We start from the raw sequence: 22430 nt of genomic DNA, 5'->3' as shown, positions 1-22430 counted from the left end.
ACTTTATAATGCAATGCAGCATGATATAAAGGCGGTATTGGGGAGGAGCAATTGAATGCAGGATAACAGACCACTTTGGGTGCCTTCGGAGGATGCCGTCGCAAGAAGCCCGATCCATGCCTTCATGGCGCGCTGCAATGCCGATTTCGGGCTTTCTCTTTCGGGCTTTGAGGATCTGCATGCCTGGTCGGTGACAGAGCGGGAGAATTTCTGGTCGGCCGTCTGGGATTTCTGCGGCGTCAAGGGAGAGCGCGGCGCAGAGGTGCTCGTCGACGGCGACCGCATGCTGGAGGCCCGCTTCTTTCCCGATGCGACACTGAACTTTGCCGAGAACCTGTTGCCCGGCCGCGGCGAGGGCGATGCGATCGTCTTCCGCGGCGAGGACAAGGCCTGGGATCGCTGGTCGTGGGACAGGCTGCGCGCGCTGGTCTCGAAGCTGCAGCAGGCCTTCGCAGCCATTGGTATCGGTAAAGGCGACCGCATCGCCGCCATGATGCCGAACATGCCGGAGACCGTCGCGGCCATGCTGGCGGCCGCCTCGATCGGCGCCATCTGGTCGTCCTGCTCTCCCGATTTCGGCGAGCAGGGTGTGCTCGATCGCTTCGGCCAGATCGGCCCCAGGCTGTTCATCGCCTGCGATGCCTATTGGTATTCCGGCAAGCTGCAGGATGTTTGCCCGAAGGTCGCCACCGTCGCCAAAAGCCTGGGCGTTCCGACTGTCATCGTCCACTACGCCGGCGATGCGGAAGCGGTGGCGCGCGCAACGCCTGGCGCTTCAACGCTTGAGGCCTTCGTCGCGCCCTATGAGGCCAAAGAGGTCGAATTCACGCCGCTTGCCTTTTCCCATCCGCTCTACATTCTCTTTTCCTCCGGCACCACGGGAGTGCCGAAATGTATCGTCCATTCTGCCGGCGGCACGCTGTTGCAGCACCTCAAGGAACAGCGGCTGCATTGCGGCCTGCAGGCCGGCGAGAAGCTGTTTTACTTCACCACCTGCGGCTGGATGATGTGGAACTGGCTGGTCAGCGGCCTTGCCAGCGGCGCCACGCTCTGCCTGTTCGACGGCTCGCCCTTCGCGCCCGACGGCAATGTGCTGTTCGACTATGCCGAGGCCGAGAAATTCGCGATTTTCGGCACCTCGGCGAAATATATCGATGCAGTGCGCAAAAGCGGGCTGACGCCGCGCAAGAGCCACGATCTCTCCAGCCTGCGGCTGATGACCTCCACCGGCTCGCCGCTGTCGCCCGAGGGCTTCACCTTCGTCTACGAGGGCATCAAGCAGGATGTGCAGCTCGCCTCGATATCCGGCGGCACCGATATCGTCTCCTGCTTCGTGCTCGGCAATCCTCTGCAGCCGGTCTGGCGCGGTGAGATCCAGGGGCCCGGCCTCGGTCTTGCGGTCGACGTCTGGAACGATGACGGCAAGCCGGTGCGCGGGCAAAAGGGTGAACTCGTCTGCACCAAGGCTTTCCCGTCGATGCCGGTAATGTTCTGGAACGATCCCGACGGCGCCAAGTATCGCGCCGCCTATTTCGATCGGTTCGACAATGTCTGGTGCCACGGCGATTTTGCCGAGTGGACGGAGCATGGCGGTCTCGTCATCCACGGCCGTTCGGATGCGACGCTCAATCCCGGCGGCGTGCGCATCGGCACGGCCGAGATCTATAATCAGGTGGAGCAGATGGAGGAGGTGGCCGAGGCGCTGTGCATCGGTCAGGAGTGGGACGACGACGTGCGCGTCATCCTCTTCGTCCGCCTGGCAGCGGGTGTGTCGCTCACCGAGGATCTCGTCAAGGCGATCAAGACACGGATTCGCACCGGCGCCTCGCCGCGGCATGTGCCGGCAAAGATCATCGCGGTCGCCGATATACCCCGCACTAAGTCAGGCAAGATCGTCGAGCTCGCAGTGCGCGAGGTCGTTCACAACAGGCCGGTGAAAAACCAGGAAGCACTCGCCAATCCCGAGGCGCTGCGGCTCTTCGCCGGCTTGAGCGAACTCAAGGACTGAAAGGCCAGACCCGAAAATCGATCCCGATTGTCGGGTCGATGCACCAGCCTATAAGCTTTGACCATCTATCAATCTTTCGTCATTGAAACCTTTCGTTAAGAAAGGTTTGCCAAAGGTGAAGCTAACTTAGCGGCCGCACATGAACGAGGCGGCGTGAAGCCTTCGGGCTTGCAACATGATGTTGACCGACTAAGCTCTTGTTTGAACAGCACCCAATTTGAGGCAGCCCGAGGCTGCCTTTTCTTTATGCTAAATGGCAGCGCCGCGCGTCTTTTCAGACGCGCAAAATGCGCTGTAACACGTTGAATCAAGGCACGATGCGTTAAACGGCAGACTAGCCGGCGAGCACCCGCTGCGACGGGAAGGTGATCTCGACGAGCGTGCCCTCGTTCGGCGCCGAATTGATCGAGAATACCGCCCGGTTGGCATCGACCATCGCCTTGGTCAGCGGCAGGCCAAGGCCGGTGCCGTCGCCGCGATGGCGCGATTGGGTCGAGGAGACCTGCCGGAACGGCTTCATCGCCTGGTCGAGTTCGCTGCGCGTCATGCCGATACCGGTATCGCGGACCCTGAGCACGACGCTGCCATTCGCCTCATACGAGGTGGAAACGACAATCTGCCCGCCGGATGGGGTGAAACGGATGGCGTTCGACAGGATGTTGAGCGCGATCTGCTTGACCGAGCGCAGATCCGCCACGACTTCCGGCACCGCATGCGACAGTGCCGTGCGGATGATGACGCGCTGGCCGTTCGCCTGCGGCTGGACCAGGGCAACGGCCTCGGAGACCGCCTCGTTGAGGCCGACGGCGGCAAAATCGAGATCCATCTCGCCCGCCTCGATCTTTGAAATATCGAGCAGATCGTTGACGATATCCAGCACGTGCCGGCCGGAGCGGCCAATGTCGTTGGCATATTCGATATAGCGCGGATGGCCGATCGGCCCGAAGCGCTCGCCGGCCATCATGTCGGAAAAGCCGATGATGGCGTTGAGTGGCGTGCGGATTTCGTGGCTGACGCGGGCGAGGAAATCGGTCTTGTGGGCGTTGGCGGTTTCGGCCGCCCCCTTGGCGTTGCGCAACTCGTCCTCGGTGCGCTTCCACTGGGTGATATCGCGGATGACGGCGCAATAGCCGTTGGAAGAGGTGAGCTGGCCCATCGTCATGAACAGCGGCACGAAGCCGCCGGCGGCCTCGCGGCCGATCACTTCGCGCCCGTCATTCAGCACACTGGCGACGCCATGGCCGGAGAGGCCGTTCAGATAATCGAGCACGGCCTTCTGGCTCTCATGGGCAAACAGCATGACGAAGGGTTTGCCGCGCGTCTCCTGCTCATCATAATTGAAAAGCGCGCTCGCCGACCGGTTCATCGAGCGGATGTCGCCCTCCGTGCCGATGACGACGACGCCGTCGGTTGCCGTTTCCAGGATCGAGCGCAGTTCCTCCACCTCGACCTGAAGCTTGGCGACCTTTTCGACCATCCGCTCGGGGCGGCCTTCGGAACGACCTTCAACGCGGTTTGCTTCGCTGCGGCTGTCATCCTTGCCTTCGACCGGCATCAACGCCAGCATCAGGGCGTTGGCGTCTTCCCAGCGCACCGATTGCAGCCGCGCCGTCACCGGCACCAGCGTATCGTCAGCCTTGACCAGCATCATGGTGCCGGCGCCCGCGGCCTTTTCCTCGAGCTCGCGGCGCTGCAGCAGGGCTTCGATGCCGCCGACCTCGCGCAGCGCATCGAGCGACGCGTAGCCTGTCAGCCGCATGAATTCCGGGTTGGCATGGATCAACGCATCGCCAACATGGATGAGCACGGCGACCGGTAGCTGGTCGACCGTTCCCAGCGAGAGGCCGTCGGTCATCTTGACGCGGGGCGGGATGAAGCTCGTCAGAACTTCGATCTGGCTGACCGTCTCCTCCAGCCCTTCCGTCGCCTCGTCCTCTTCTATGACGTCAGGCTCCTCGGCACCGGCGTCGTCATGCGAGTTGGCGGCATTCTCGAAAATCGCCTCCTGCGGCGCGATCTCCTCGAGCGACGGGACTTCCGCCTCGTCGGCAACGGGTGTTTCGGTCTCGACCTCCGCGGCGCCGGACGCCTCTTCGAAGCTGGCCGTTTCCGCGCCGGTAGGTTCCGCCTGCGCCGTGACGGTGGGCTCCACCGGCGCCGGCGCGGCAGGTTCGTCCTTGCTGGCGCCGAAGGCCTCGAGACGCTTGGCGATCTCGCGGAAATTGGCCTGCTCGGCGGCCGTCAGTGCAGCGCCGCTATTGTGAAGCTGAACGATCTTGTCAGAGAAACGGCGGTTGGGAGTTTCCGAAATGCGCAGTGCCGGCGGCTCGCTCGACGGTTCCGCTGCCGGTTCGACGGCAGGGCTATCGCCGGCATCGGCGCTATCGTCTGTATTTTCCGAAACGCTTTGCTGGAAAGGTGCCTCGCCGGACGCCTGCTCGGCAGCAATCTCCTCAGGTTCCGACTGCCGTCGCGGCTCGCTTGCCGCAAGCGTCTGGTCCTCATCCTCATCCGTCAGGGCGGGTTCGCTCGGAACCTCGTCATGGGCTGCCGGCGCCTCGTGTGCCACATCGCCGATGGTCTCTGTCACCGGGCCGAGGCTTGCCGCATCATGGCCGACGCCATCCGGGCCGAGTGTCAGGCCGAGCGCCAGCGGATCTTCCTGTGCATCGGAAAGCCGGACGACGCCGAAGCCGCGGAAACCGTCGAAGTCGCGGTTGCGGGTATAGGTCGGCAGCGCCGCCAGATCGACGGGAACGACGAGGCTGGTGCCTTCGACCGGCCAGAGGATGGTTTTGCCCGACCATGTGTCGCGGCGGGCGAGCGCTTCGGCAAGCTTGCCGTCGGGATCGAGATTGAAGAGGGCGGCGATATCGCTGAAGGCGGAGCCGATGATGTCGGAGGCATGCGGACCGACGGCCTCGGCAAATTCGTGGCTGACCTCGTTGAACCGGCCCTCGGCATCGATCTTCCAGACGAAGCGCGTGGCGCGGCTGTTCGGCCTGAAGACGAAGCCGGGCTCGGCCGCAAGCTCTGGGACAGGGGACGCCTCAGGAACGTCAGGCGCCGTAATGGCTGGCTCTTCGTCAATCGCTGCCGGCGCGTCTCCGATCGGCTTCTCGCCAGCGTCGACAGGCGGTTCCGCCGTCGCCGTTTCCACCGTCTCCGTGACCGAGGCCAGGTCGTCTTCGATGATCGCGGCAGGCGCGTTGGTCTCATCGGCGCTGCTGTCGATCACGCCGCCGTCGCTCTCTGGCTCCGCATGGCCGGCGAGACCAGTCTCGTCATCCAATTCGTCTGCCGCTGCCGTCTCCGCCGCAAGCTCGTTTTCGCCGCTAATGTTCTCGAGCGTTTCCTCGACTTCCTCGATCCCCGAGACAGCCTCGATAATCTCGGTAAAGCCTGCGTCGGCAACGGGCGCGTCGCGGAAATCTTCGGCCGGCTGCACGGCGTCTTCCTGTGCATAGACCAAATCGAGCGCGGGCGCATCGATCAAGTCGAGCGAGGGCGCATCGATCAAGTCGGGCGCGGCCGTATCGATCGGGTCGGGCGCGGCTGCGTCGATCGGGTCGAGATGGCCGATCGCGGTCTCCACGGCGAAGAGAAGATTGAGCGCCGGCTCGTCGCTGAGCTTGCCGACGGCGGCCGGAAGATTGCCTCTGCCGGTGGCAACGGGTCGCTTCACCAGCCGGTCGGGATGCGCGCCGGCAAGGTTGATCAAGGTCTTTGCGGTCTGCTCGGAAATCCCGAGCGAGGCATAGCCCGGCGAGGCGGCGATGATGCCGCCATCGGCGCCGATCACGGCCATGTGCGTGTCGGGATCATCGAGCCCCTGCAGCATCTGGGCCGCCGAGGCGCCGGCGGCCAGCGGCTTTGCCGAGACCGGCACTGAAAACAGCATGGCCTTTTCGCCCTGGGAAAGCCGGATCAGTTCGGCCGCCGCCTGCACCTGCACGCGCTGAAAGCCCTTGGCGACGCGGATCATCAGGCTGCGGCTCTCGCCGATATCGGTAAGCTGCCGCGCCGCCGTCTCGAACTGGCGGAAGGTGATGTCCTTGCGGTCGACACCCTGATCGAGCAGATCATAGACGGCCGAATGGCCGAAAAGCTCGGCGCCCGCACCGTTCGCCCAGAGCAGGCGGGCAAGGTCTGATGAAAACAGCACCATCGCTTCGCCGCGTGAAAAGCGTTCCCGCACCCGTGCATGCACGGCGATATCGATGAACGGGTATTGGACTGCGGGCATGATCGAACCTTGTCGCTGTCGGCCTTCTAAATTAACGGCTTATTAATAACTGCGGGGCGCATGCGGGTCCAGAAGAGCAGGGGGTTTTCGGCCGGCAAGGTTAACGTCTTGTGCATTGCACAATAATTGTTGCAATGCACAATGAAATGTCCTATATAAGCTGCATCCCAACTATTGCAGGCAGCGACTGCCTCAGCCCAAAGGATGCGACCCATGGCTACCATAAAGACCGACGACGTTTTTTCAATCGCTTCTTTCGACCCGTCCAAGTTCGCGGAATCCTTCCGTGATTTCGCCGAAAAGGGCGCCCAGCAGTCGAAAGACGCCTATGCCAAGCTGAAGACCGCTGGTGAAGAAGCCGGCAAGACGCTCGAAGCCACCGTCCAGACGGCACAGGCCGGCAGCGTCGAGCTCGGCCTGAAGGCGATCGACATCCTGCGCGTCAATTCCGAGAACTCGCTGTCGCACTTCGAAGCCCTGCTCGGCGTCAAGTCTGCCGCTGAATTCTTCGAGCTGCAGACCTCGTTCATCCGCAAGCAGGCCGAACTGACCGTCGAGCAGGCGAAGTCGATCCAGGAAACCACCAAGCAGGTTGCCGAAAAGCTCGCAAAGCCTTCCAAGGACGCCGCCGAAAAGGCCATGGCTTCCTTCAAGGTTGCCTGATCGGTCCTAACCGCTCAGCGATAAAAGGCTGGACCTCGCGTCCAGCCTTTTTGTATATTGACGAGGATTGGGGCTTGAATTCATCGCCAAGTCCTCGTATGTGACCCCCGTCGCGCCAAGCGTGACATATGCGGTTGTAGCTCAGTTGGTTAGAGCGCAGGTTTGTGGCACCTGAGGTCGGAGGTTCGAGACCCCCCAACCGTACCATTTTTCCCCATTGAAACGCAGACGAATAGCAAGTCGGCCCCTTCGCCTGCTGATAGGATAGTGCCTCCCCGGCCAAGTGTTGTCGCGAGCGCGCAATGAATTTCATCGCGGTGACGGGCGGGCATAATCTCTCGACGTTGTGCTACATCAATTGGTATTACCAGGATCGCTTGATCTACCATTTCGTGCGAGGACACTACCAGTTGGTTCTCTTTACAATCTGGATTTTGGCTGAGAAATTTCTCTCGATGAAAGATGTCGGTCTATGCGACATGCTGTATCGGAGATGACGGGTGAGAAAGCCGTTTGGCAAGTATGCCTTTGAGTAGTCCATATCCAGGCTCAAATGCCAACCTCTGGGAAGTTCTAAATTTGGCGGATGCCTATTCTCGCGCTTCGAACGTCCTGTTCAGCGAGAGTCAGAAGGAAGCGCCTTTAACCATCGCACCTGCACGAATGTGTGCAATTCACGCTATCGAACTGTACTTAAATGCCTTCCTTCGGCATGAGGGCTTTGCGCCGGAGGAAATACGCAAACGGATGCACAGCCTTGCTGAGCCGACGTTCGTTGCTAAACTCAAATTGAAGAAAAAGACCGCGCTGCATCTGGAGGCAATGACAGAAAGGCGTGAGTATCTCATTTCGCGCTATGCTCCGGAGCGGATAACAGAGCACACTGAACTCACTCGCTTGGCCGCCACTCTGGGGGAGGTCAAGGCGAAGGTTGGCAAACATCTCCGTTCGCCCTTCGGCGGGGACATCCAGGCACGAGCGCACCCTTAGATGCAGCTTCTGGTGTAAAGACGTCGCGTGAACGTATCTCATGGCTCAGGCTGGGAGTGGGCATTGCCGCCGCAGCTCAGCATACAAAACCATCAGGTCATGGATGTAGATATCTGGTATCACGGCAAGGGTTCCCGTCGTTTCGATGGAACCCATGCCGTCTCGACCCGTTCTCCAAGTTAACGGGAGAATATGCATGTCGAAAACTCTTCTCTACGGCGCGACGAAGATTGACGAGACGAATAGCGCTTATGCGCCGGTCGAAAGCCTCGCCGCGTTCCAGTGGAAGAACCGTGTCTTCGTCCTTTTCGCTGATCGCGACAATGCCCGCGCCGCCCGCCAGGAAAACCAGTTGCTGGCCGATCGCAGCGCGCTCGATGAGCGCGACATGGTGGTGCTGAAGATATCCGGCGCTGGCGTGCGGCCACTCTTCGGTGCGGCTGACGGTCTCGACGGCGAAGCCATCCGCCACGATCTCGAGGCGCCGGATGTGGGCGAATTCGCCGCCTTCCTTGTCGGCAAGGACGGCACCGTCAAGCTCAAGGTCAGCGAGCCGATCACCGATGGCGAGCTCTTCGCCATCATCGACAGCATGCCGATGCGCGCTGCCGAAACGCTGAAGCCGGGCAAATAGCCCCGGCCAGACAGCATATTACCAATCATGAAAGGGAGACGGTCATGTCCGTGCCCAACGAACCCATCCCCGATCAGCCGCCGATGCCGGCGCCCGGCTGGAAGCCGGTGCCGCCGATCACCGAGCCGGAGCCGGATCGGCTGCCCGACGAGGCGCCGGTTCCGAACCCGGATGAGAACGACGAGCCGGCCAAGCACGTCTCTTCCTAAAGGAAGATGTGACGTTCGGCGCTGACCAGTTCCTGCAGGAAGTCGGCGACGCTCCTGACGCGCACAAGGTCGCGCGCCGTCTCGTGATAGGTCGTCCAGTAGGCCCGCCGGATCGATACGTCGGGCAGGATCCGCTGGAGTTCCGGATATTGCCGGGCGATATAATCATGCAGGATGCCGATGCCGGCGCCTGACCGGACCGCTTCCGTCTGTCCGATTGACGTCGAAATCTCGAAGCTGGCATCCCAGCTTCGCATTACCTCGCCGGAGAAATTCAGCGACGCCGTGAAGATCAGGTCCTCGACATAACCAATGCGCGGATGCGCTTTCAACGCGTCGATATCGCCGGGTGTGCCGTGGGAGGCAAGGTAATCGCGGGAGGCATAAAGACCGAGCGTGTAGTCGGTGAGCTTGGAGGAGACGAGCCGGCCTTGTTCGGGCCGCTCCAGCGTGATGGCGATATCGGCCTCACGCTGCGACAGCGAGAAGGAGCGCGGCACCGGCACGAGCTGGATCTTCAGTTCAGGATGGCGCTCGATCAGCCGGCCCATGCGCGGCGCCAGAAAAGAAACACCGAAGCCATCGGGCGCGCCGACGCGCACGGTCCCGGCAATGGCCGTGTCGGTGTGGCCGAGGCTCGCCTGCACGGCCAACATTTCCGTTTCCATCCGCTCTGCCGATGCCAGGAAGACTTCGCCTTCGGCCGTCAGTTCGCAGCCATTCGTGCGGCGGATGAAAAGCCGCGTCTTCAGCGCCTCTTCCAGCGACGTCAGCCGACGCGAGAGTGTCGCATGATTGAGCCCCAGCCGCTTCGAGGCGGCAAGGATCTGCCCGGTGCGGGCGACGGCGAGAAAGATGCGAACATCGTCCCAGTTCATGGCTTGGCCCGCATGGCGATCGGATCGACCTCGAGAAGCGTCAGCGACGTCACCATGCCTGCCGTCTCATTCTTGTACTTGAGGAAGTGCGCTGTCCGCAGATGGGCTTCGTACGCCTCTTGGTCGGCGTAGACTTCAAGGATATGGATCCTGTTCGGATTGTCCCTGAGGGAGACAGCGCTGAGCGAAAGAACACCCTCTTCCAGCGCGAGGGATGCCTCGATTTCTTCCGTCAGCAAGGCGCGATAGGCCTCAAGCCTGTCCGGATCGATCTCCAGCTCCGCCATTCTGACGACGGTTTTCCCGCTCATCGCTTTGACCTCCTCTTCGGATTTGACTTGTCCGCGCGCCGTACCAAGTTTGCAAGCAGCAGCGCCTGATACACTGACAGGGCTATAAATTACGCACAACAGTTCCTTATATCAGCGCATTGATTTGTGCAAATTGAAGTGCGATTGTTGGCCATCCAAAAACAGGAGGAGCATCCATGCACGAGATTGGTCATTTCATCGGCGGCAAGCATGTCGCCGGCACCAGCGGCCGCGTCAGCAACGTCTATAATCCGGCAACCGGCGAAGTGCAGGCGACGGTCGCGCTTGCAAGCGTCGAGGAGATGCGCGCCGCCGTCGAAAACGCCAAGGCCGCGCAGCCGAAATGGGCTGCCACCAATCCGCAGCGCCGTGCCCGCGTCTTCTTCAAGTTCGTCGAATTGCTGAACAAGCACATGGACGAACTTGCCGAGCTGATCTCCAAGGAACACGGCAAGACGATCGAGGATGCCAAGGGCGACGTCATCCGCGGTCTCGAAGTCTGCGAATTCGTCTGCGGCATTCCGCATCTCGCCAAGGGCGAGTTCACCGAGGGTGCGGGTCCGGCGATCGACATGTATTCGATCCGCCAGCCGGTCGGCATCGGCGCCGGCATCACCCCGTTCAACTTCCCCGGCATGATCCCGATGTGGATGTTTGCACCGGCGATCGCCTGCGGCAACGCCTTCATCCTGAAGCCCTCCGAGCGTGATCCCTCCCTGCCGATCCGTCTCGGTGAACTGATGATCGAAGCCGGCCTGCCCGCCGGCATTCTTAACGTCGTCAACGGCGACAAGGCTGCCGTCGATGCGATCCTCACCGATCCCGATATCGGCGCCGTTTCCTTCGTCGGCTCGACGCCGATTGCCCGCTACGTCTATGGCACGGCGGCAATGAACGGCAAGCGCGCCCAGTGCTTCGGCGGCGCCAAGAACCACATGATCATCATGCCGGATGCCGATATGGACCAGGCCGTCAACGCGCTGATGGGCGCCGGCTACGGTTCGGCCGGCGAGCGCTGCATGGCGATCTCGGTTGCCGTTCCGGTCGGCGAAGAGACCGCCAACCGGCTCGTCGAGAAGCTGACGCCGAAGATCGAATCGCTGCGCATCGGCCCCTACACCGACGAGAAGGCCGACATGGGCCCGCTCGTCACCAAGGAAGCCTATACCCGTGTTCGCGGCCTGATCGACCGCGGCATCGAGGAAGGCGCCAAGCTCGTCGTCGACGGCCGCGATTTCAAGCTCCAGGGTTATGAAGACGGCTATTTCGTCGGCGGCTGCCTGTTCGATCACGTCAAGCCGGAGATGGATATCTACAAGACCGAGATCTTCGGCCCTGTCCTTTCCGTCGTTCGCGCCGAGAACTATGAGGAAGCGCTGTCGCTGCCGATGAAGCACGAATACGGCAATGGCGTTGCGATCTACACCCGCGACGGCGATGCCGCCCGCGATTTCGCCTCGCGCATCAATATCGGCATGATCGGCATCAACGTTCCGATCCCGGTTCCGCTCGCCTACCACTCCTTCGGCGGCTGGAAGGCCTCGAGCTTCGGCGACCTCAACCAGCACGGCACGGATTCGATCAAGTTCTGGACGAAGACCAAGACCGTCACCGCCCGCTGGCCTTCCGGCATCAAGAGCGGCGCAGAATTCGTCATGCCGACGATGAAGTGATCTGCGCGATCATCGAGCTGCAATTCGGGGGCCTCACGGCCCCCGTTTCATTTGAGCACTAGAAGGCCATTCGGGATTACAACCAGAAGATCTCGGAGCAGGATTGACGTCGCGGCAAATGGCCTCATAAGCTGAATGCGAATTTCATATTTTGGAATTGTTCAAAACTACCAAACCGCCTATATAGGTCTGAACAGGCACGAGTCAGGAGAATGGCATGCGGTTGACGAAGCAGACCAACTATGCGGTTCGCATGTTGATGTATTGTGCTGCCAACGACGGGCACCTGAGCCGGATTCCGGAAATTGCCAGGGCTTATGGTGTTTCCGAACTCTTTCTCTTCAAGATCCTCCAGCCGCTGAACAAGGCGGGTCTGGTGGAGACGGTGCGTGGCCGCAATGGCGGTGTACGCCTGGGCAAGCCGGCCGCCGAGATTACGCTCTTCGACGTGGTTCGGGTGACGGAAGACAGTTTCGCCATGGCCGAATGCTTCGAGGATGACGGCGTGGTCGAGTGTCCGCTGGTCGATAGCTGCGGCTTGAACTCGGCGCTGCGCAAGGCGCTTAACGCCTTCTTCGCCGTGCTGTCGGAATATTCCATCGACGACCTCGTCAAGGCGCGTCCGCAAATCAATTTCCTTCTCGGGATTACCGGCGAGCAGCCCTATCGCAAACCCGCAATCGTTGCGCCCGCCGCCTGAATTTAAACAGCAGGACAGAGTTTTGAAACCGCGGTTGCCCCGGCAATCGCGGTTTTTGTTTGCCGCGTCTCGCTGGCGCGGCAAGCGATGAAAATCCTCGGCGTGGCACGCGAATCCGATCGATCGCGACACGCATAAGAGGCGCAATATCCAAAATACGACGAAATCCCGGACGTTTTTATCCGAAAATGTCCGAATGAGGCCGATTTTTGACTGAAAATTTCTAAAATTGTCCAACTGGAAAAATTTTCTCCTTAGCCCGTTGCTTTCAGTAGATAAATATCGTTCCATCGACCGTCGATCGGGATGCATATCTGCGGTCTCCAGACATCAAAAAAGAACAACCGGGAAACAATATTATGAAAAAGATCTCTGTCATGCTGGCAGCGACGGCCCTGATTTCGGTCATGGCAACGTCGGCCTGGTCCAAGACCCTTGTCTATTGCTCCGAGGGCTCGCCGGAAGGCTTCGACCCGAGCCTCTATACGGCAGGCACGACCTTCGACGCCTCGTCGCGCACGGTCTATAGCCGCCTGGTCGAATTCAAGCATGGCGGCACAGAGATCGAACCGGGTCTGGCCGATAGCTGGAGCGTTTCGGCCGACGGCACCGAATACACCTTCAAGCTTCATCCCGGCGTCAAGTACCAGACCACCGACTTCTTCACGCCGACGCGCGATTTCAACGCCGACGACGTCGTATTCTCCTTCGAGCGCCAGCTGAAAGCCGACAATCCGTGGAACAAGTATGTCGAGGGCGGTTCCTACGAATACGCCGCCGGCATGGGCTTCCCCGAGCTCATCAAGTCGATCGAGAAGGTCGACGACCTAACCGTCAAGTTCACGCTCAACCATCCCGAAGCGCCGTTCCTTGCCGACCTCGCCATGGACTTCGCCTCGATCGTCTCCAAGGAATATGCAGATAAGCTCGCCGCCGACGGCAAGATGGCGCAGCTGAACCAGCAGCCGCTCGGCACCGGCCCGTTCACCTTCGTCGCCTACCAGCCGGATGCCGTCATCCGCTACAAGGCCAACGAAACCTATTTCAAGGGCAAGGAAAAGATCGACGATCTGGTTTTCGCCATCACTTCTGATGCCGCCGTCCGCGCTCAGAAGCTGAAGGCCGGCGAATGCCACCTGATCCCCTATCCGAATGCGGCCGACGTTCCCGAACTGAAGAAGGACGGCAACCTGACAGTGATGGAACAGGCCGGCCTCAATGTCGGCTTTCTCGCCTACAACACCCAGATGGCCCCGTTCGACAAGCCGGAAGTTCGCCGCGCGCTGAACATGGCGATCAACAAGCAGGCGATCATCGATGCCGTCTTCCAGGGTGCGGCAGCCGTTGCCAAGAACCCGATCCCGCCGACAATGTGGTCCTATAACGACGCCGTCCAGGACGACAAGTACGATCCGGATGCCGCCAAGAAGGCTCTCGCCGATGCCGGCGTCAAGGATCTCAGCATGAAGGTCTGGGCGATGCCGGTGTCGCGTCCCTACATGCTGAACGCGCGCCGCGCCGCCGAACTGATCCAGGCCGATTTCGCCAAGGCCGGCGTCAAGGTCGAGATCGTCACCCATGAATGGGCCGAATATCTGAAGCTCTCCTCCGACGTGAAGCGCGACGGCGCCGTCATCCTCGGCTGGACCGGCGACAACGGCGACCCTGACAACTTCATGGATACGCTGCTTGGCTGCGATGCCGTCGGCGGCAACAACCGCGCTCAGTGGTGCAACAAGGAATATGACGACCTGATGACCAAGGCCAAGCTGACCGCCGATGTCGGCGAGCGGACCAAGGCCTATGAGCAGGCGCAGCTGATCTTCAAGAAGGAAGCGCCCTGGGCGACCCTCGATCACTCGCTGGTCTTCGTTCCGATGAGCAAGAAGGTCTCCGGCTTCTTCATGGATCCGCTCGGCATTCACCGCTTCGACGGCGTCGACGTATCCGAATAACAAGAAAAATGTAAGAATGCCCAGCGGAGCTGGGCGCAGCCGGCGGTCAGGCACCCCCTGACCGCCGGAAACTATTGGATATCTGCCATGTTTCGTTTTTTCATCGGCCGCCTCGCGGTGCTGATCCCGACATTCCTCGGCGTTTCCCTCATTGCCTTCTCATTCATCCGTATGCTTCCCGGCGACCCCGTCATGCTTTTATCGGGTGAACGGGTGATGGCGCCGGAGCGGCACGCCCAGATCATGCACGATCTCGGCTTCGACCGGCCTATGTACGTGCAGTATTTCGATTATCTCGGAAAAATTCTGCACGGCGATCTCGGCACCTCGATCGTCACCAAGCGGCCCGTTCTCGGCGAATTCCTGACGCTGTTTCCGGCGACGCTGGAACTTTCCTTCTGTGCCATCATCCTCGCGGTCTGTCTTGGCGTGCCCGCCGGCATTTTTGCCGCCGTCAAGCGAGGCACTTGGTTCGACCAGAGCGTGATGGGTGTGGCGCTCATCGGTTATTCGATGCCGATTTTCTGGTGGGGCCTGCTGCTGATCATCTTCTTCTCCGGCTATCTCGGCTGGACGCCGGTTTCCGGCCGCATCTCGCTGATGTATTTCTTCAAGCCGGTCACCGGATTCATGCTGATCGACAGCCTGCTGTCCGGCCAGAAGGGCGCGTTTTCCTCGGCCGTCAGCTATCTCATTCTGCCGACCATCGTGCTGGCGACCATCCCGCTTGCCGTCATTGCGCGTCAGACGCGCTCGGCAATGCTCGAGGTTCTCGGCGAGGATTATGTCCGCACGGCGCGCTCGAAAGGCCTGAAGCCGCTGCGCGTCGTCGGCGTGCACGCGCTGCGCAATGCGATGATCCCGGTCATCACCACGATCGGCCTGCAGATCGGCGTTCTTCTGGCCGGCGCCATTCTCACCGAGACGATCTTCTCCTGGCCGGGCATTGGCAAATGGATGGTCGATTCGGTGTTCAAGCGTGACTACGCCGTTGTCCAGGGCGGTCTTCTGCTGATCGCCGGCGTCATCATGCTGGTCAACCTGATTGTTGATGTCCTCTACGGCTTCATCAATCCGCGCATTCGTCACTAGGAGCGGTTCATGAGCACCGTCACCGTCAAGACCGGCCAGCCATCCGCCGCTGCGGAGTTCTGGCACTATTTCTCCCGCAACAAGGGCGCCGTCATCGGCCTCGTCGTTTTCATCGTCATCCTGGTCGTCGCAATCTTCGCGCCGGTCTTTGCGCCGCATGCGCCGAACGAGCAGAACCGCCAGGCGCTGCTGGCCGTGCCGGCCTGGATGGAGGGCGGCAGCATCTCCTTCCCGCTCGGAACGGATGCCGTCGGACGCGATATCCTGTCGCGCCTAATCTACGGCGCGCGCTTCTCGCTCTTCATCGGCGTTGTCGTCGTCACGCTGTCGGTCGTATGCGGCGTGCTGATCGGCCTCGTCGCCGGCTATTTCCGCGGCAAGGTCGATACGGCGATCATGCGCCTGATGGATATCATCCTGGCCTTCCCGTCGCTGCTGCTCGCCCTCGTGCTGGTGGCTGTGCTCGGGCCCGGCCTGACCAATGCGATGATCGCGATTTCGCTGGTCAACCAGCCGCATTTTGTCCGGCTGACGCGCGCGTCGGTCATTTCGGAGCGCGAGAAGGAATATGTGATCGCCTCGCGTGTCGCCGGCGCCGGCACCTTCCGGCTGATGTTCAAGACGATCCTGCCGAACTGTCTTGGGCCGCTGATCGTCCAGGCGACGCTCGCCTTCTCGGCGGCGATCCTCGATGCCGCCGCTCTCGGCTTCCTCGGTATGGGCGCCCAGCCGCCGACGCCTGAATGGGGCACGATGCTGGCCGAATCCCGTGAGTTCATCTCGCGCGCCTGGTGGGTCGTAACATTCCCGGGTCTCGCCATCCTCATCACCGTTCTCGCCATCAATCTGATGGGTGACGGCCTGCGCGATGCGCTTGACCCCAAGCTGAAGAGGTCGTGATGGCACTTCTCGAAATTGAAAATCTGACCGTCGAATTCCAGACCTCTTCCGGTCTGTTCCGGGCCGTCGACCGCGTATCGCTTGCCTGCGACAAGGGCGAGATCCTGTCGGTCGTCGGTGAATCCGGCTCGGGCAAATCCGTTGCCATGCTGGCCCTGATGGGGCTTCTGCCCTGGACGGCAAAGATCACCGCCGATCGCATGCAGTTCGACGGCCAGGATTTGCGCGGGATCTCCGGCCGCCAGCGCCGCAGGATCGTCGGCAAGGACATGGCGATGATCTTCCAGGAGCCGATGTCGAGCCTGAACCCGTGTTTTACCGTCGGCTTCCAGCTCGGCGAGACCCTGCGTGTCCATATGGGCCTCAACCGGAGGGAACGGCGCGAACGGTCGATCGAACTCCTGAACCTCGTCGGCATTCCAGCGCCCGAGGATCGCCTGTCGAACTTCCCGCATCAGATGTCCGGCGGCATGAGCCAGCGCGTCATGATCGCCATGGCGCTCGCCTGCAATCCGAAGCTCTTGATCGCCGACGAGCCGACAACTGCGCTCGACGTGACGATCCAGGCGCAGATCCTCGATCTGCTCGTGCGGCTGCAGAAGGAGCAGAGCATGGCGCTGGTGCTGATCACCCACGACATGGGTGTCGTTGCCGAAACCGCCGAGCGCGTGCAGGTGCAATATGCCGGCCAGAAGGTCGAGGAGCAGCCGGTGAGAGCGCTGTTCCGCGATCCGCATCACCCCTATACCGCCGCCCTGCTTGCCGCCTTGCCGGAACGCGCTGAGGTCGGCCAGCGCCTGCCCTCGATCGCCGGCGTCGTTCCCGGCCAGCACGGCCGCCCGACCGGCTGTCTGTTTGCGCCGCGCTGCGGCTACGCCGCGGTCGAATGCGATCGCGGTGTCGTGCGCCAGGGGCCGGAGCTTGGGCTGGCGCTGTGCAACTATCCTTTGAAGGACGGCAAGCCGCTCGGCCATCCCGGCGTCATGGCCGTTGAAACTGCAGGAGACCTGGTATGACGGGCGCCGTTCTCGAGGGCAGGGATCTCGCCCGCTTCTACACAGTCAATCGCGGTCTCTTCAAAGCCGATGCCACGGTCAAGGCGCTGAACGGCGTCAGCTTCAGCCTCCATTCCGGCAAGACGCTCGCCGTCGTCGGCGAATCCGGCTGCGGCAAGTCGACGCTTGCCCGTCTTGTCACCATGATCGAGAATCCGACGGCCGGCGAATTGCTGATCGACGGCAAGCCGGCGCGCGTCGGCGACCGCAGCCTGCGCAGCCAGGTGCAGATCGTCTTCCAGAATCCTTATGGCTCGCTCAACCCGCGCCAGAAGGTTGGCGCGATCCTCGAAGAGCCGCTGAAGATCAATACCGATCTCAACGCCGCGGCCCGCCGCCGCAAGGTGGAGGAGATGATGGCCCGCGTCGGCCTGCGTCCGGAACATCACGGTCGTTACCCCCATATGTTCTCCGGTGGCCAGCGCCAGCGCATCGCCATTGCCCGCGCCCTGATGCTGCGGCCGAAAGTGCTGGTGCTCGACGAACCGGTTTCGGCGCTCGACCTCTCGATCCAGGCGCAGGTGCTGAACCTGTTGATGGATCTGCAGAAGGAGATGGGGCTTGCCTATCTCTTCATCTCGCACGGCCTCTCCGTCGTCCATCATATCGCCGACGAGGTGATGGTGATGTATCTCGGCCGCCCGGTCGAAACCGGTCCCGCCGCCGAGGTCTTCGCAAGGCCGCGTCACCCCTATACGGCAGCCTTGCTGTCGGCCACACCGATTGCCGATCCCGAGCGCGAGAAGAACCGCATCCGCCTGCAGGGCGAATTGCCGTCACCGCTGAAGCCGCCGTCGGGCTGTCACTTCAATCCGCGCTGCTGGAAGGCGCAGGACTATTGCCGCCAGGTTTCGCCCGAATTAAGCGGAGAAGGCACGCAACAATATGCCTGTCACTTCCCGCTCGATTGAGCGGGGAGCCGGAGCAATTCCAGGCAAAGCGCGAAGCGCTTTTGCCAGGAATTGCGTAGACAAGAGTTAGATGCTGGGAGAAGCCATGCCCGATGAGCGGACGAACAAACCCCATGCGATCATCGTCATGGGTGTCAGCGGCTGCGGCAAGTCCTCGGTCGGCGAAAAGCTCGCCGAGGCTCTGCACCTGACCTTCGTCGAAGGCGACGCGCTTCACCCGGCAGCCAATGTCGAAAAGATGTCGAAGGGCACTCCGCTGACCGATGACGACCGGATGCCCTGGCTCGACCGCATCGGCGAAGACATCAAAACATCGCTTGAGGGAGGCGAGGGCATCATCGTCTCCTGCTCGGCGCTGAAGCGCATCTATCGCGACAGGCTGAGAGAGGCTGCCGGCGGCAATCTCTTCTTCGCCTACCTCGAAGGCTCCAGGGCGCTGCTGACGAAACGCATGGGCGAGCGCAAGGGCCATTTCATGCCGGTCTCGCTGCTCGAAAGCCAGTTGGCGACGCTGGAGGTTCCCACAGGCGAGCCAGGCGTCGTCACCGTTGATATCGACGATACGATCGATGGCATTGCGACATCGGCGCTCCGGGGCCTCAAGGCGCTTGGGGTCACGGCTTGAAGCGCTGCGGCGAATAGGCCGTGATATCGATAAACGGCGTCTCGCCGGTCATCAGTTCTGCAAGCACGCGTCCGGTCACCGGCCCGAGCGTCAGCCCGTGATGGGCATGACCGAAGGCGAACCACAGGCCCTGATGGCGCGGCGCCTTGCCGATAACAGGCATCATGTCGGGTGTGCAGGGGCGCGCGCCCATCCAGGGTTCGGGATCGAGCCTGTCTCCGAGCGGGAAGATCGTGCGCGCCACGGCTTCGGCCCGGTCGAGCTGGACCGGCGTCTTCGGCGCGTCGAGCGTTGCGAACTCCGCCCCCGTGGTCAGGCGGATGCCGCGGTGCATCGGCGCCAGCAGATAGCCGCGTTCGGCATCGAGCATCCAGTTGTGGAGCACGGCATCGCCCTTGGCGGCATAATGCATGTGATAGCCGCGCTTGACGCCGAGCGGAAAGGAATAGCCGAGCCGGCGTGTCGCAACGGCCGCCCAGGGGCCGAGCGCGATCACCGCATCGTCGGCCTCGAGCGAACCGTCCGCCGTCATGATCTTCCAGCCGGAGCCGAACGGACCGAGCGAGGCGGCGTCCCCGGTGACGAAGCGGCCGCCGAGGCTTTCGAAATAGCGCCGATAGGCCGAGGTCAGCGCCTGCGGATCGAGCACCGACCAGGGATCGCGCCAACGGATGCCGCCGGCAAAATCGCCTGTTAGATCCGGCTCCATGCGGGCGATGTCGGCCGAGGTCAGGCTGTCATATTCGACCCCGAATTCATTCTGCCAAAGTGCAGCCTCCGCCAGGGCTTCATCGCGCTTGGCCGGTGTGCGGAAAAGCTTCATCCAGCCATCCCTGCGGATCAGCCCTCCCGCATGTGACGCCTCGATCAGATCCTTGTGTTCGGCAATCGAATTTTCGATCAGCGGCGCATAGGCCCGGGTGATGATCGCGTGGCGCCGCGCATTCGAATTCCACCAATAGCGGGCGAGAAAGGCGACCTGGCGCGGCAGCGTGCGGAGGTGATAATGCGCGTCGATGCGGTTGTTCAACGCGTAACGCATGAGAAGGCCGAACTGCTGGGGAAAGCCGTAGGGCGCGACACCCTCGCGCTGGATCAGGCCCGCATTGCCGAAAGAGGTTTCGCTGCCCGGATCCTTGCGGTCGATCAGCGTCACCTGCCGGCCGCGCCGCTGAAGGTGGATGGCCGTGGAAACCCCGACGATGCCGGCGCCGAGCACGATAACGTTCTTCGTCATTTCCCTACATTCTGCTCTGTTGTCGGCGTGAAAATGCCCCTGCCGATACGGCGGCGCAAACGAAAAATCGCGGTTATTTCAAAATCATTGCGCTTTTCAGTGCGGCATTTTCGGCCTTCATACGGATATAGAGAACGCAGGCGTTGAGAAGCGAAAAACCGATCGCGTAGAACGGCAGGCCGAAGGCCAGCGGAAGGGCAGCGATTTCGCCGACGACGATCGCGTAATTCGGATGCCGGAGGAAGCGATAGGGGCCCGAGGTCACGAGCGGAGCGCCGGGCAGGATGATGATACGCGTCGTCCAGCGCCCTTTCAGTGTCGCCAGCACCCAGAGCCTGAGCGCCTGCAGCCCGACGAACACGACAAACCAGAAGAGCTCGACCGGCCTGCCGGGCGCTAGCAGCCAAAGGCCGATGAGCCAGCCGGCATGCAGCGTCACCATGGCAGGATAATGCTCCGGCGCTACCTCCCTGGCACCTCTAGCGAGAAGGGCGGCCGTGTTACGCCGGGCAAGCACGAGTTCGCCGAGCCGCTGCAGGGTCACAAACGCCAGAAGCGCGATCGACGCCCACATCATGCCACTCTCCTGAGCGTCACGCAGCTCGCCGAAAAGCCCGGTCCCATGGCAATCATCGCCGAACGCTCCGGCAATCCCGCTTGGATCGCCCGCTCCAGCACGAACAGAATGGTCGGCGACGACATGTTGCCATATTCGGAAAGCACGGCGCGCTCGTGATCCAGAGTGCCCGGCGACAGCGAAAGCGCACTCTCCATCGCCGCCAACACTTTCGTTCCGCCGGGATGGCAGATGAAGCGGTCGATATCGCCTGATGTCAGCCCGTTGCGCGCCAGTATGGCCGTCACCGCGGGGCCGAGCTCGCGTTCGGCAAAGGGCGGCAGCGATTGCGCCAGCACGATGCCGAAACCGCCATCGTCGATCTTCCACCCCATGATATCGAGCGTATCGGGAAAGAGATGTTCGCCTGTTGATTCCACCTCCGCCAGCCCGCCTTCGCCGGATCGCAGCACGCAGGCGGCAGCCCCATCGCCGAAAAGCGCCGTCGCGATGATGTTCGGCCGCGTCAGCTCATCCAGCCGGAAGGCCAGCGTGCAGAGCTCGATCGAGACGAACAGCACGACGGCGTCCGGCCTGCCCCGCGCCAGTCGCGAGGCGATCGCAAAGCCCGACACGCCGGCAGCACAGCCGAGCCCGAACACCGGGACGCGCTCGATATCGGCCCTGAAACCCATCCGGCGGGCCATCTGCGCATCGAGGCTCGGCGTCGTAAAACCGGTCGAGGAGACCGTCACGACACAGTCGACATCGCCGGCGTCAAGCCCGGCCTGACGAAGGGCCGAGCCGGCGGCCTTGACGAACAACTCGCCCGCCACCTCGGCATAGGCCTGCATTCGATCCTGCCAGCCATGCGGCTCGTCGAACCAGGCAAGTGGCCGCGCCGCATGGCGCTTTTGAATGCCGGCGCTATCGAAGACGCGGGCAAGATGGCGGAAATCCTCGAAACGGTCGGCAAACAGCCGGGCGGAGGCTTCGACCGCTTCTTTCTGGAAAATGACATGTTCGGGGGCGGCGGTGGCGAGGCTTATGAGTTTCACGCTATCGGTCACAGATTTCTCCTTGTCGTTCCCGGCGGAACGACGGAAAACACGCGGTCCCGATAATTTATTCGGCTTCGTGGCTTCACGAAGCAGTGATGAAGAAAATGGGAAGGCCTCCGAATAAAGCGAGGTGCAGCGGTGTTCTCTCCTCGCAACGTCACTTCTCGAGGAGTTTTCCCTATGACGATCATGACAGTCCGTTTCGCTTCCATCCTTCTCGGCGGCTGCCTTGCCGCTTTCGTTTTCTCTGCGCCGGTCTTTGCGGCGGGCAATGACAGCAGCACGATGCCGACCTGCAAGAAGGGCGAGATCTACGACCAGAAGACCAAGAAATGCGTGAAGCAGCAGAGCGCCAATGTTTCGGACGAGAACCGTACCGACTATGCCTATTCGCTGGCGAAAGCCGGCCGCTATGAAGAGGCGCTTGCCATGCTCGACACGGTGAAGGACCAGAACACGGCCGAGGTGCTGAACTATCGCGGCTATGCCACCCGCAAGCTCGGCCGCACCGACGAAGGCATCTCCTATTACCTGCAATCGGTGAAGATGGACCCGCAATACGCCAAGGTCCGCGAATATCTCGGCGAAGCCTATGTCATCAAGGGCCAGCTCGATCTCGCCAAGGACCAGTTGAAGTCGATCAAGGCGATCTGCGGCACGGGCTGCGAGGAATATCAGGATCTGAACGCGGCAATCCTCGACCCGTCGAAGATCTGATCCGCCCGG

Annotated in this window: 20 protein-coding genes and 1 tRNA gene; 15 read left to right on the top strand and 6 right to left on the bottom strand. The window is 61.7% G+C overall.

Annotated features, from left to right (window positions below; translation table 11 throughout):
- Positions 1 to 55 precede the first annotated feature (55 nt).
- On the top strand, positions 56 to 2008 hold the full coding sequence (locus FFM81_RS17325) for an acetoacetate--CoA ligase (RefSeq protein ID WP_138385033.1): 1953 nt from the start codon (positions 56 to 58) through the stop codon (positions 2006 to 2008).
- 334 nt (positions 2009 to 2342) lie between these two features.
- Here the strand turns inward: FFM81_RS17325 and FFM81_RS17320 are convergent, their stop codons facing one another.
- Positions 2343 to 6254 carry an ATP-binding protein gene (locus FFM81_RS17320; RefSeq protein WP_138385034.1) on the bottom strand — a complete coding sequence of 1304 codons (3912 nt, stop codon included), beginning with the start codon at positions 6252 to 6254 and terminating at the stop codon, positions 2343 to 2345.
- A 213-nt stretch (positions 6255 to 6467) separates the two neighbouring features.
- On the opposite strand from FFM81_RS17320, the gene FFM81_RS17315 reads away from it, so the two are divergent.
- From FFM81_RS17315 to FFM81_RS17295, 5 genes are all read left to right on the top strand, one after another.
- Positions 6468 to 6917: a phasin gene (locus tag FFM81_RS17315; protein WP_003570225.1), complete on the top strand. Its 450-nt coding sequence runs from the start codon at positions 6468 to 6470 to the stop codon at positions 6915 to 6917.
- 130 nt (positions 6918 to 7047) lie between these two features.
- Positions 7048 to 7124 (top strand) — tRNA-His (locus tag FFM81_RS17310).
- Between the two features lie 372 nt (positions 7125 to 7496).
- The gene (locus FFM81_RS17305; RefSeq protein ID WP_245456641.1) at positions 7497 to 7907 is read left to right on the top strand and encodes a hypothetical protein; all 411 of its coding nucleotides are present in this window, start codon (positions 7497 to 7499) and stop codon (positions 7905 to 7907) included.
- A 196-nt stretch (positions 7908 to 8103) separates the two neighbouring features.
- Positions 8104 to 8541: a DUF4174 domain-containing protein gene (locus FFM81_RS17300; protein ID WP_128399104.1), complete on the top strand. Its 438-nt coding sequence runs from the start codon at positions 8104 to 8106 to the stop codon at positions 8539 to 8541.
- Between the two features lie 44 nt (positions 8542 to 8585).
- Positions 8586 to 8750, top strand: coding sequence for a hypothetical protein (locus tag FFM81_RS17295; protein ID WP_164895971.1), 165 nt, complete (start codon positions 8586 to 8588; stop codon positions 8748 to 8750).
- On the opposite strand, the gene FFM81_RS17290 is transcribed toward FFM81_RS17295, so the two are convergent.
- Together FFM81_RS17290 and FFM81_RS17285 are read right to left on the bottom strand one after the other, a co-directional pair.
- Positions 8747 to 9628 carry a LysR family transcriptional regulator gene (locus FFM81_RS17290; protein WP_128399103.1) on the bottom strand — a complete coding sequence of 294 codons (882 nt, stop codon included), beginning with the start codon at positions 9626 to 9628 and terminating at the stop codon, positions 8747 to 8749. The genes FFM81_RS17295 and FFM81_RS17290 overlap by 4 nt on opposite strands.
- Positions 9625 to 9939, bottom strand: a complete 315-nt coding sequence (locus FFM81_RS17285) for a putative quinol monooxygenase (RefSeq protein WP_128399102.1) — start codon at positions 9937 to 9939, stop codon at positions 9625 to 9627. Before FFM81_RS17285 ends, FFM81_RS17290 begins: the two co-directional genes overlap by 4 nt.
- A gap of 176 nt (positions 9940 to 10115) precedes the next feature.
- Here FFM81_RS17285 and FFM81_RS17280 point away from each other — a divergent pair, with 176 nt between their 5' ends.
- From FFM81_RS17280 to FFM81_RS17245, 8 genes are all read left to right on the top strand, one after another.
- Positions 10116 to 11612, top strand: coding sequence for a CoA-acylating methylmalonate-semialdehyde dehydrogenase (locus tag FFM81_RS17280; RefSeq protein WP_138385035.1), 1497 nt, complete (start codon positions 10116 to 10118; stop codon positions 11610 to 11612).
- Between the two features lie 217 nt (positions 11613 to 11829).
- The gene (rirA, locus tag FFM81_RS17275; protein ID WP_003570210.1) at positions 11830 to 12312 is read left to right on the top strand and encodes an iron-responsive transcriptional regulator RirA; all 483 of its coding nucleotides are present in this window, start codon (positions 11830 to 11832) and stop codon (positions 12310 to 12312) included.
- 359 nt (positions 12313 to 12671) lie between these two features.
- Positions 12672 to 14267 carry an ABC transporter substrate-binding protein gene (locus FFM81_RS17270; protein WP_128399100.1) on the top strand — a complete coding sequence of 532 codons (1596 nt, stop codon included), beginning with the start codon at positions 12672 to 12674 and terminating at the stop codon, positions 14265 to 14267.
- An 87-nt stretch (positions 14268 to 14354) separates the two neighbouring features.
- Complete coding sequence (locus FFM81_RS17265) at positions 14355 to 15359, top strand: ABC transporter permease subunit (RefSeq protein WP_138385036.1); 1005 nt, start codon at positions 14355 to 14357, stop codon at positions 15357 to 15359.
- Positions 15360 to 15368: 9 nt separating this feature from the next.
- A complete protein-coding gene (locus FFM81_RS17260; RefSeq protein ID WP_025415377.1) occupies positions 15369 to 16259 on the top strand; it encodes an ABC transporter permease subunit in 891 nt (296 codons plus the stop codon).
- On the top strand, positions 16259 to 17275 hold the full coding sequence (locus FFM81_RS17255; RefSeq protein WP_138385037.1) for an ABC transporter ATP-binding protein: 1017 nt from the start codon (positions 16259 to 16261) through the stop codon (positions 17273 to 17275). The genes FFM81_RS17260 and FFM81_RS17255 overlap by 1 nt, the downstream gene beginning before the upstream one ends.
- Positions 17272 to 18225, top strand: a complete 954-nt coding sequence (locus FFM81_RS17250) for a peptide ABC transporter ATP-binding protein (RefSeq protein ID WP_025415378.1) — start codon at positions 17272 to 17274, stop codon at positions 18223 to 18225. Before FFM81_RS17255 ends, FFM81_RS17250 begins: the two co-directional genes overlap by 4 nt.
- 85 nt (positions 18226 to 18310) lie before the next feature.
- A complete protein-coding gene (locus tag FFM81_RS17245) occupies positions 18311 to 18850 on the top strand; it encodes a gluconokinase (RefSeq protein ID WP_097534917.1) in 540 nt (179 codons plus the stop codon).
- Here FFM81_RS17245 and FFM81_RS17240 read toward each other — a convergent pair.
- The 3 genes from FFM81_RS17240 to FFM81_RS17230 form a co-directional block, all read right to left on the bottom strand.
- Positions 18840 to 20087, bottom strand: a complete 1248-nt coding sequence (locus FFM81_RS17240) for an NAD(P)/FAD-dependent oxidoreductase (protein ID WP_138385038.1) — start codon at positions 20085 to 20087, stop codon at positions 18840 to 18842. The genes FFM81_RS17245 and FFM81_RS17240 overlap by 11 nt on opposite strands.
- Before the next feature lie 73 nt (positions 20088 to 20160).
- Entirely contained in the window at positions 20161 to 20664 is a 504-nt protein-coding gene (locus tag FFM81_RS17235; RefSeq protein ID WP_003570195.1) for an isoprenylcysteine carboxyl methyltransferase family protein, read from the bottom strand.
- Positions 20661 to 21713: a type III polyketide synthase gene (locus tag FFM81_RS17230; protein WP_138385039.1), complete on the bottom strand. Its 1053-nt coding sequence runs from the start codon at positions 21711 to 21713 to the stop codon at positions 20661 to 20663. The genes FFM81_RS17235 and FFM81_RS17230 overlap by 4 nt, the downstream gene beginning before the upstream one ends.
- Before the next feature lie 171 nt (positions 21714 to 21884).
- On the opposite strand from FFM81_RS17230, the gene FFM81_RS17225 reads away from it, so the two are divergent.
- A complete protein-coding gene (locus FFM81_RS17225) occupies positions 21885 to 22421 on the top strand; it encodes a tetratricopeptide repeat protein (protein WP_097534908.1) in 537 nt (178 codons plus the stop codon).
- The last annotated feature ends 9 nt before the right edge of the window (positions 22422 to 22430 follow it).

Source organism: Rhizobium hidalgonense (assembly GCF_005862185.2).
Lineage (GTDB): Bacteria > Pseudomonadota > Alphaproteobacteria > Rhizobiales > Rhizobiaceae > Rhizobium > Rhizobium hidalgonense.
The sequence above is the reverse complement of the archived record's forward strand: the minus strand, read 5'-3'. Positions and strand labels throughout refer to the sequence as shown.